This window comes from Algoriphagus boritolerans DSM 17298 = JCM 18970, assembly GCF_900108085.1.
Lineage (GTDB): Bacteria > Bacteroidota > Bacteroidia > Cytophagales > Cyclobacteriaceae > Algoriphagus > Algoriphagus boritolerans.
The window spans coordinates 89,699-99,922 of record NZ_FNVR01000015.1; the positions used below are offsets into that span (position 1 = coordinate 89,699).

A 10,224-nucleotide genomic window follows, 5' to 3' on the forward strand; every position below is an offset into this window, starting at 1 on the left:
TTGGATATTCTGTTTGTTGTACTTATTCATGTCTTATTTAGAAAGGAGAATAATTTATGCAAAGGATATCATGAATTTTACCGGAAGGAGTAGATCGTACGCTTACAATAATCTGAAGCAAGTGAAGGAGCATTACGGAAAAGCCAAACATCAACTGGTGACCATCCAGGAGTTTGCAGAATTTCATGGTATCTCCGTCGAGGAACTGAGTCTTGCTCTGGTTCCCCGGAAGTCAAACCCAATAAAAAACGGATTCCATTCTTAATGAAATCCGTTTGAGATGGGGATCTTCCCGCCGGATTGACGACCCGGTAAATGCATTTGCTGCACGATAAGTTAAATTAGTAAGGAGTTAAACAGGCCTTTTGTGACTTTGCCTGTACCGTTTGCTGTTGAGAAATCAACTAAGCCCGAGTTATCGTGGTGAGGCATTCTCTGAAAATGCTTCCTGTAATTCGGTTGCCTTGTTTCCCGATCGGGTTCATCTTTCTTACCGGAGTGTGACCTGCCTGCAGGTCCACTTGGTTCATTTCCTTTTTGTTGATCATAGATGTAATTTTTATGAAAAATATATTCACGCCTCCTGAAATCCAGTTTTCAGGGGTAAACAAACGTGTAAAGTGGTTTAGGGACAAAATGGAACCCTACTTAGCTCATCCTATTAAAATTCTGGTCGTGGTTTGGGTAGGATATGCGATTCTGGATGGAATTCTGACCCAATTCAGTAGTGTCCCCTCAAGAGGGTTTGTGTTTGGATTAATTACGGTAATCCTTGGATTTTTTTCTTCCGCGATCTATTTCTTCTGGATGATCCCTTCGATTTTTTATTCAAGCAGCACGAGATTAATCCTCGGGGCGTCGATAGTTGCTGTTTTACTGATTTCACTCATAAAGTATTTTCTCTTTTCCTTCTTTGAGGTGGATATAGGTTCCTTGGGTGTATTTTTAATCTATGAGCTTGAAAGACAGATTGCCTTTCTGATCCTCACGCTGGGGATATGGGGCTTCTATGCTCTATCCAAGTCACTTCTCGAAAAAGGGAAAACCGAAATCGATCTGGACAGACTTCACATCGAGCACAAAATCGTTCAACTGAGTCCGCATTTTTCACTGAATCTGATCGGAGGACTTGCCACGAAAGCGCTAAAATCCTCACCTGAAATCGCCCAAGACCTCGAAAACATGGCAGACGTTCTGGGATATGCTTATGTGGACCCGACCAAATTCAATCCGCTGTCTGGTGAAATAAAGGCAATTTGTTCCTACCTCCATAGTCAGAAAGTAAGATTCGAAGATCAGCTTTTCTTAAAAAAAAGGATAAGTACGGATTTGTTGGAACTGAATCAGCTTTATATGCCAAAAATGATCCTTTTGAGCTTGGTGGATAATATTTTCAAGCACGGAGATTACAAGGATCCTCATCACCCTGTATTTATAGAAGCAAGAATGGTTGGGGCAATGACACCTGACGCCTGTTTTTATTTCAGGACCAAAAACAGGATTCAATCCAAGCTTCCAGTGAAACCAAGCGGATTTGGGATTCCAACTATTACAAACTTATTGGATTTCTATTTCCCCGGATTTTCGCTGAAAATTGAAAAAGACAGCCACTGGTTTTCCTTAAACTTAATGATACCCTATGGAGAAGAGAATCCGAATTGGCCTAATCGATGATGAGCCACTGGCATTAAGCCGATTAGAAGGCTTCATAGCAGGTATTCCGGGATATGAGGTCGTTTTTATGGAAACTGATCCGATATCAGGGCTTCATAAGGCTCTTAGAGAGATGTGTGATGTGCTCATCACTGATATTCAGATGGGCCAAATCAACGGGCTGCTTATCTGTGAACAAATGGAAGAGATCGGAATGCCAGTAATCATCTGCTCAGCTCATGAAGAATATGCGCTTCAAAGTATTGAAGTTTCAGTATCTGGATATTTGGTAAAGCCAGTGAAAATATTGACGTTAAAGCAAACCCTTGAGAAGGTTACCAAAAGAATGGATGGGTATTTACAACGGAAAAAAGATGCTCAAAAACAATTCCTTCTTGTGGAGGATCCTGACCGATTTGGGCTGACCCGGGTTTTTTTTAGCGATGTCCACTACATTGAGCAACGCGACAATTACACCCACTTCATCACTACAAAGGGGGAAATCGTACAACGATCTACCTTGTCTTTTGTAGAATCTTCGATCAATTATCCTAATCTTATTCGCATCCACCGGTCGTTCCTTGTGAATGTAGAAATGGTTGAGAAAGTGATGGCAAAAGAAGTGATTCTCGAAAATGGAGTAACTATCCCCATAGGGCCAAACTATAAAGATAGATTTCTGGATACATTTTTGATCCGGGTGAGTCGATAGGTTGCTTCACCTAGTTTTTTGTAAATACCATAAATCACTTTGTTCTCCATTGGATCAGACTCAACTGTGAAAAGTCTGTTGCAGCAGAGATGTATGTGATTGGGGATGATTCTCATTAATTCTTCAATTCCTTTTTCCTGAATCAAGCGAAAATCCAATTCGGTGAGGTGATCATCGTGGGGGCGATTTTCCTCTCTTCCAAAAGGTTTATTTAGAAATTTTCTGTCATTTGCGGGGATTTGTTTGACCCAGTTGCGGAAAAAGGTAAAAAATTCCGGATCCTTTCCAGCTTTCTCAATTAATAAAGAAAACCGGTTAACTGCCCATTCAATTCTTGCTTGCTCACACCAAAATTGAATAGCATTATTTTTTGTGATGTTATCCAGTCCTAAAATCAATTCGGACTCACGGTGGAAAATTGACTCTGACGCCGATATTTCTCCTGATTTATCCCCGTACTTTTCGGTCTCAGGATAATACGTATCCATTACGATACGGTCCATCCAACCGGAATGGTATAGTGTTTCTTGAACAACTTTTGTGATTTCTGATTTTTCTCGCTGCTCGGAAGGGAATATCCTTAACCTGATCTCAAGTTGTGGACTTTGGTAAATCAAATAATACCACTTATTGAGTTGAAACTCCTGTTTCAATCGGCTAATCAGATTTGGAAGGGCTTTGAAAAGAAGGGGTTGTAGTCCAAATTCACTTACAAAAATCCGAAAATAAACCCAGTCCAAATTTGGTTTACTGATTCTATTGAGAAATCCAGGACGCATAATACCCCATTTGCTACAGGCTTTTCCATAAATAATTTGAGGGAAAATGGATTCACTTGACTGACTCTTAAAGGCAGATTTATTTACCCAGGGACATTCAAAGAGGGTGAGTTCCTCCGCTCGACCAAGCTCTTTCCAGATTAAATCTGACTGTATCGAATCAGTCCAGTCAAGAACCAGTTCTCGATCCAAATTGCCTGCAACAATTGGGGATGGAATTTTATGATTAGCTAAAAATTCAAAAAAATCAGCTTTAGAATCGTAGTTTTTCCGATTTACAACCCATCTTCTTCCCTGTAAAATATTTCCTTTCCAAGTCAATCGTGGCAAATAGGTGCTTTTTTTAAAAGGTTCTAAGTGGTAAGGCAAAAACCGAAATTGATCCTGATTTCCAAGTTCCCAAAAAAGCCTGGTAAGACTATGGGTAATCTGATTTGGATTTAGAGGATGTTGGATAGCGGGAACTATGCATTTTCCCAATCGCTTACTGAAAAGGATAAGTTTGCCATCTCTGAGACCTAAAAGAAGGTCATCTGTTCCCAATTGATCCGACCCAACACCTGTGCCAAATGGATTAATGCTGTAATGATATACATTGGAATGCCGGCCTATTGAATTTGCGTTGGAAGATTCATATAAGATCAAATCGGCAAATTCTACTGCTGGGTTCCCTTGCGCTAATTGATTACCAATGGTTTGTTTTATTTCAGGGTCTAAGCTAAATCTGCCAGAATAGGCAAACTCCCGATTGCAAACAATATTTTCTATAAAGATATCTGCTGTATCAAGGAGTTTGAATACAATTTGGACATGTCGTAGTGAAATTGGTGCAGGCTCATAATAACCACTGAGATCAATTTCTTCCACTCCATGAAAAAGCGGCCAATATCCAATACTGCCCTCTTGATTCTCTGAGATGGATTGGTTTGATCCCAGAACAAAATCAAAATTATGGCTGATAAGCGGGATAGGAACGAACCTATCGTCGTAATGAAACCTAAACCACTTTTTGAATTCAACCAGAAATTCACTTTCGATCGGAACAAATAAATTCCCTATTTCCGAAATTAGCGTATCGAGCTTCTTTTTGACCGGTTTATTGATGAGGAGCTCAGATTGAATACGAATATCAATACCCTTCGCCTGTTTGGTGCAATTGGGGAAAGTTGACGGAATAAGAATGCCGGATTCCAAAATCATTTTCCAGATTTTGGAAATCTTCTGCTGATTTTTCACCTCAAAAAAAGATTCAAATCCTTTCCTGTCTAAGATTTCAGACCTTTTGAAATAAGAAAGAAGGGTCCTTATCAAAGGGTTTTTGTCCAAAAAGCTTTTACGCCACCCTTCTTCTTTTTTACAATAGCTCCAATACTGAACCTGATCAGAATATTCGATTAACCCAGGTGCCAACTTGTATGAAAGTAATAATGTGCTTTTCTTTCCTGGTTTGGACCCATTGTAAGTTTGTAGGCTACTGTAGGAAATTGGAGTCTTTAAATAATTGAAATTTCCCCAATCGCCAAGTCCAACTCCTGCCCAGAGCCCGAAAGGAGTAGATCGGTACCTTCCTCTAATCAGGTATTTGATGATTTTATTTTTGAGTTCTGGCTTAAGCAAATTAAATGGTACTTGTCCTATTTCTTGAAGCAAAGAAGGAGAGGAGTATTGGATTGCTCGTAATATCCATTCCCAGTTCTTCTGGATTTGGGCTTCATCTTGAGGATCAAAATCTATTAGAGGTAATCGGAAAAGAAAGCTCATAGTTTTTACTTTTAAATTCCGAAAAACAACATGACAATTCCTGAACTTGGGGTAAACAAGCTCTGGAAGGGGTGAAGGATAAAAAAAGACTCTTATTTACCTTGTTCTCCCTTCCAAGAGATTTGAAAAACAAGCGTTTTATTTAAGTGCTTTTGAAGGGTTAGTTTGTACATATTTTCCACAATTCAACTAAGAATCCATAGATTCCACCATTGTTTTGTTTTTTAATTATCATCTCTCAGTTTCGTGGTGAGCAATTGCATTGCGTTGATCAACAGATTGATGAGCGAGTAAATCGCCGGCGAAAACGGGAAAAAGCTGAAAGGCTTTTTAGGGGCGATGGGAGTAGAGTAGGACTTGGGCCTCTAATTTACTCTCAAGCTTTTTTTGAAAATTTAGATGGTGTTAAATCAGAAAAACTTACTCTAGATGCAAACCAAACGTTGTGTAATCTATGCTAAAGACATCCAGCGGATCACCGGTCGCAGCCCGCGCTACAGCCATGAAGTGATCCGAAAAATCCGTCAGCTGACCGAAAAATCGAAAGGGCAATATGTGACGGTGGCGGAATTCGCCGCCTTTTCAGGTATATCGGAATCGGAGCTATCCGAATACCTTAATTGATACCTCAGTCAGACCAAAGGGCAGGCAGCCTCAGGACAAAGGCATACCAAAGGTATACGGGTCCTATACTTCGTTCGGACTTTGTACCATCGCCCTACCGTCTGGCTATGGTCTGGGTACTGTTCCAGGCAATAGTATCCCGGTAATTACCCGGTAACCAAACCGCATCATCACTAAGGCCGCTATAAGACGCCTATGGAGTACCTAAAAATATGCATTAACCAAACCTTGACTACAGCTTATGGCAACTTCAAATCATCCTTTTTTGGGCCAGATTTCAGGAAAACTGGGCAATCTGGTCATTTATCAACTCAATGGAAAAACAGTAATCCGTGAAAGACCACAATGGAAAAAAAGTTATCAGCCCACAGCCCTCCAACGTCTGTATCAGCAAAAGTTTAAACTGGCGACAGCGGCACTTCGACCGCTCAACAAAATACTGGACACAGGATATGGAGAGTTTGTGAGTGCAACCCGCAAGGGATTTCATCTGGCACTTTCCCAAACGCTAAAATCAGCGATAAATGAAATTCAAGGAAGCATCAGTGTGAATTATGAGTCAATATTGATTTCATCAGGGGTTGTTTCCCCAGTCGAGCAGCTTCAAATAAAGTGGCTGGGAGCACGGCAGCCGAGCCTTCACTGGGAATCCCATGGGAATCAGGGGAACTCCAGAGAATCTGACCTCAGCTGGATTGTGGTGTATAATCCGGATCAGGGGATCGCCGAGGAGTTTATAGGAGAAGCTTTTCGCAGAAGCCAATACCAGACCCTTACCCTATCCCCTCGATTGAATCTGGAAGGCACTTACCTGTATATTTCTTTCTATCGGGTACTTCCAAGGAATAAAAGGAGGTTTTCAGATTCAGTCTGTATCCGGCTAGGTACCTAGAATCTTGCAAAGGAAGGGTTCTAGATGAATTTGGAATTAGTTGAATATCAAAAGGCTATCTCAAAATACTTCTCTGGGTCAGGGTGACAGGAGTCGAAGATCATTTTGCCCTGTCCTGCTTCTCCTGAAGCTGGAATGGAAGATCGGTTTTTTTTTCTTTTTTCACCTAGGGTTCCGTTGCTCTTACCCAAGGCTACAGACAAGGCGGACTTGCCTGCAAAAGGCAGGTCTAAGGCACGCCTTATATCTATTTCCTTTTACTTTGAAAACTGAACTTGAAACTTGGTTCTCTGATAATTTTTTCAGAGGTAATCAAAATTCAGGATAATACCTTATGACCCATTCTGGGTCGTGACTTCCAATAAGACTTCCCGTTGTCCTGCATCTCCCCCGATATTTCGATCGGGGCAGGACTTTTAATTCTTTGCGACTTACCGTCTTTGCGAGAATTTTCTGCCGCGGTTCGTGTCCCCACGAAACGCAATTCGGTCCCGTTTGGCACCTGGTTCCTCGCTGTCCTGCTTCTATTCATTGCGCTGGCATCCCCATCTTCTTCCAAGCCAACAATCTGGGCCAGCGCTGGATCCTGTTTACGTTTTTACCCCGGGTTGCGTCGTTCCTCCTTACCCGGGGCTATTCATAGTTTGACCCCTTCAGGGTCATTTTTTGGATGCAATTTTCCCGCTGTCCTGCTTCTCCAGAAGCCGGAATTTAATTTCGCTTTCCAACCTTTCAGTCCTTCATTCTTGATCATTGAATTTGATAATTGGTCAATGAAAATTTTCCCCCATTCCGGGTCATGACTTCCAATTAGACTTCCCGTTGTCCTGCTTCTCCCCCGATGGACCTATCGGGACTGGACTTTTAATTCTTTGCGACTTACCGTTTTTGCGAGAATTTTCTGCCGCGGTTCGTGTCCCCACGAAACGCAATTCGGTCCCGTTTGGCACCTGGTTCCCCGCTGTCCTGCTTCTATCCATTGCGCTGGCATCCACATCTTCTTCCAAACCAACAATCTGGGCCAGCGCTGGATCCTGTTTACGTTTTTACCCCGGGTTCCCACCCGGGGCTATTGAAAAGTTCGACCACTCTGTGGTCAGTGATTTCCCTCACTTTCACTACCATGCCCATAAGCATCCCACAGTCTTAGACGAAGCCTGCCTATCTGACTTTAACCACGGCAAAATCGGGATGAGGAGGGCGCGCTGGGCCGACGTGGCAGCGGGCCAGCGTTCAGACTTGTGCGGTAGGAGTCCCGATAGCTATCAGGATTGGTCCTTTTGGATCAAACCAAAAGGACGAATAAAAACAGCAAACAAAGAAAGGTTGGATCATTCTGGGTCGTGACTTCCAATTAGACTTCCCGTTGTCTTGCTTCTCCCCCGATGGACCTATCGGGACTGGACTTTTAATTCTTTGCGACTTACCGTTTTTGCGAGAATTTTCTGCCGCGGTTCGTGTCCCCACGAAACGCAATTCGGTCTCGTTTGGCACCTGGTTCCTCGCTGTCCTGCTTCTATCCATTGCGCTGGCATCCACATCTTCTTCCAAACCAACAATCTGGGCCAGCACTGGCTACCTGTGCTCCTATTTTTCCCGGTGTTCACAGCCGGGCTATTCACAGTTGGACCCTTTCTGGGTCCCGAATTGGACTAATTCGGTATTCAAAATTCACCATTTGGTGTCCATTATTTTCCAACTTTCCAACCTTCAAACCCAACATACAACAATTCAACAAAACCTGAACCCTGAACCTTCAGCAATTCAACGATTCGCCGATTCAACGATTAACCCTTAACAATTAACTCTTAACACATCGGTCATCCAACCTTGTCACCTTTCAACCTCACCACTTTCCAACTCTCAACAATTCGAAGATTCAACAAATGACCAACTCAACACTCTTCCAACTTTCCTGCAGGAAGAGGCAAAGAGTGCAGAAACAGGCAAGGAATGCATGTTTAGTTGAAAATCAGTTTATGTGCTTTGATCTTGGTGGCATGTTTCACCAAAACCCATAAAAATATGGCAAAACAAGCGAGTATAATTACACTGAAAGGGAGGGTCGGGAGACTTTCCTTTTACAAAACCAAGGATGGGTACCTTGCCCGGGAAAAAGGAGGGGTGGAAAAAAACCGGATCCTGAACGATCCCCGATTTGCCCGAACCCGGGAGAACATGAGGGAATTCACCGACAATGCCAACTCCACCAAGTTGGTAAAAGATGCCCTTCGTCCGGTGATCTCCAAAGTCAGCGATCAGCGCCTTGGTCTCCGGCTGAATCAGCAGATGATGAAGGTACTCAAGTCAGATGCGGTAAGTGTCCGGGGGGATCGGAAGGTGAAAAATGGAAATTGGGATTTACTGGGAGGAATGGAGTTGAATCTCCGCGCTTCCCTGTCAAAAACCCTGCTGTTTGAAATCAAAACCTTGGATTCTCCGGCTTCCTGGCAAGTTCAGATTCCGGATCTGACTCCTCTGGATGAGATTGCCTATCCGGTAGGTGCACAGGGTTTTCGAATTACTGCGACAGGTGTAGGTTTGGATTTCGATTCGGGCACCCGTTCCACGGTCACGGCGGCGACTCCTGTCCTGCCTGTTTCGGCACCGGTAGAAGCTACTGTGCTTTCCATCGACAAATCACAGTTGAGCGGTACACACTTCCTGTTTGTATTGAGTGTTGAGTTTTACCTCAACGTCAATACCACGGATTACCACATGAACAACGGTGATCACAATGCAGGAAAGATTCTCACGGTAAGTCAAAGCTAATGCGACTGCTGTTAAAGCGAAGATACACTCCCCGGGGCACTCCGGGGAGGCTCTTCCTGGGCACCCGTCAACTCTGCTTTATCCGCGAAGCTCCCAAATCCTGCTTCAATCCCGATTCCTGTTGTCTGGAGGAGGGCGTGTACGAACTCGAACCCGTGCACACCGAGGAGGAAGGCTGGAGGATCAGGGTAGGGAAGAGTGGATGGATTCGATCCAAATCTGGGGATCGAAACCCCGAAGCAGGGGAACTCTGTCCGGTCACCGAATACAGAGCTGACGGAACACCGCTCTTCACCCGATTGGCCTTCCTCAAACTGATGGATGAGTTGGGGCCGATTTGGGAGCGGGGAGAGGTGGTGGAATTGCAGATCATGTCGGTAGGAGTTCCTTATGTCTTGGAGTCATGTCGGGTACCGTCCTACTCCTGAGCATCATGGGAGCGACAGTTTCGCTCCTGCTCTCGGTGATCGCCTACTTTCTGAAGTTTCTGGTACAGGACTTCCGGAAGTTGCAGCTGGATTTTCTGGAGATCAAATCCCGTCAGGAAAGCATGAGGGGAGAGATCGACCGGATATCCGAGGTGTTGCTTTTACTCAAAAAGCAGCTGATTAAGAAAGTGAAGTGGGAACAGTGAAAACGGTCGACGGTCAACGGTCAACGGTCGACTGCCCACTGATTCCTTTTAACTCTTAACATTTATCTTTTAACTCTTAACTAATACACTATGAACATACTCTCAGAAGTAAAATCCCGTGCGATGGCACCTACACCGCCCTTCTTCCAATTCCTAAAGAAGGCTGGCCTGATCATCGCCGCAGTCGGCATCGCAGTAATTTCTGCTCCCGGAGCGGTTCCCGCCATTCTCCTGACCTATGCAGGTCATGCAGTCACAGCCGGAACCATCCTGGTATCCATCAGTCAACTGACCGTGGATGAGGCCAAGCTGGAGGAAAGGTTGCTTCAGTCGGTGAAGTAAGTCTATAAAACCTGAATACTTTAAACCCGGGCAGGAAGTCTTGTCCGGGTTTTTT

The 10,224-nt window shown here is 43.8% G+C and carries 11 protein-coding genes; 9 read left to right on the plus strand and 2 right to left on the minus strand.

Annotated elements, in window-relative coordinates; translation table 11 throughout:
* Positions 1–28 precede the first annotated feature (28 nt).
* Positions 29–265 (plus strand): hypothetical protein, encoded by a 237-nt coding sequence (locus C4S61_RS13570; RefSeq protein ID WP_146064407.1) that lies wholly within the window; start codon positions 29–31, stop codon positions 263–265.
* Positions 266–404: 139 nt separating this feature from the next.
* Here the strand turns inward: C4S61_RS13570 and C4S61_RS21875 are convergent, their stop codons facing one another.
* Positions 405–548, minus strand: a complete 144-nt coding sequence (locus tag C4S61_RS21875) for a hypothetical protein (protein ID WP_160111251.1) — start codon at positions 546–548, stop codon at positions 405–407.
* Between the two features lie 13 nt (positions 549–561).
* On the opposite strand from C4S61_RS21875, the gene C4S61_RS13575 reads away from it, so the two are divergent.
* Together C4S61_RS13575 and C4S61_RS13580 are read left to right on the plus strand one after the other, a co-directional pair.
* A complete protein-coding gene (locus C4S61_RS13575; protein WP_103925349.1) occupies positions 562–1,674 on the plus strand; it encodes a histidine kinase in 1,113 nt (370 codons plus the stop codon).
* Positions 1,640–2,365, plus strand: a complete 726-nt coding sequence (locus tag C4S61_RS13580; RefSeq protein ID WP_103925350.1) for a LytR/AlgR family response regulator transcription factor — start codon at positions 1,640–1,642, stop codon at positions 2,363–2,365. Before C4S61_RS13575 ends, C4S61_RS13580 begins: the two co-directional genes overlap by 35 nt.
* On the opposite strand, the gene C4S61_RS13585 is transcribed toward C4S61_RS13580, so the two are convergent.
* Entirely contained in the window at positions 2,317–4,905 is a 2,589-nt protein-coding gene (locus C4S61_RS13585; RefSeq protein ID WP_103925351.1) for a thiopeptide-type bacteriocin biosynthesis protein, read from the minus strand. The two genes, C4S61_RS13580 and C4S61_RS13585, sit on opposite strands and share 49 nt — an antisense overlap.
* A 429-nt stretch (positions 4,906–5,334) precedes the next feature.
* Between C4S61_RS13585 and C4S61_RS13590 the strand changes: the two genes are divergently transcribed.
* The 6 genes from C4S61_RS13590 to C4S61_RS13625 all read left to right on the plus strand — a co-directional run bounded on the left by C4S61_RS13590 (position 5,335) and on the right by C4S61_RS13625 (position 10,169).
* Positions 5,335–5,529 carry a hypothetical protein gene (locus tag C4S61_RS13590; protein WP_103925352.1) on the plus strand — a complete coding sequence of 65 codons (195 nt, stop codon included), beginning with the start codon at positions 5,335–5,337 and terminating at the stop codon, positions 5,527–5,529.
* A gap of 241 nt (positions 5,530–5,770) precedes the next feature.
* Positions 5,771–6,421 carry a DUF6266 family protein gene (locus C4S61_RS13595; protein ID WP_103925353.1) on the plus strand — a complete coding sequence of 217 codons (651 nt, stop codon included), beginning with the start codon at positions 5,771–5,773 and terminating at the stop codon, positions 6,419–6,421.
* Between the two features lie 2,025 nt (positions 6,422–8,446).
* Positions 8,447–9,193, plus strand: a complete 747-nt coding sequence (locus C4S61_RS13610; protein WP_103925356.1) for a hypothetical protein — start codon at positions 8,447–8,449, stop codon at positions 9,191–9,193.
* Positions 9,193–9,621: a hypothetical protein gene (locus C4S61_RS13615; protein ID WP_103925357.1), complete on the plus strand. Its 429-nt coding sequence runs from the start codon at positions 9,193–9,195 to the stop codon at positions 9,619–9,621. Before C4S61_RS13610 ends, C4S61_RS13615 begins: the two co-directional genes overlap by 1 nt.
* Positions 9,597–9,827, plus strand: coding sequence for a hypothetical protein (locus C4S61_RS13620; RefSeq protein ID WP_146064408.1), 231 nt, complete (start codon positions 9,597–9,599; stop codon positions 9,825–9,827). Before C4S61_RS13615 ends, C4S61_RS13620 begins: the two co-directional genes overlap by 25 nt.
* Before the next feature lie 90 nt (positions 9,828–9,917).
* The gene (locus C4S61_RS13625) at positions 9,918–10,169 is read left to right on the plus strand and encodes a hypothetical protein (protein ID WP_103925359.1); all 252 of its coding nucleotides are present in this window, start codon (positions 9,918–9,920) and stop codon (positions 10,167–10,169) included.
* Positions 10,170–10,224 lie beyond the last annotated feature (55 nt).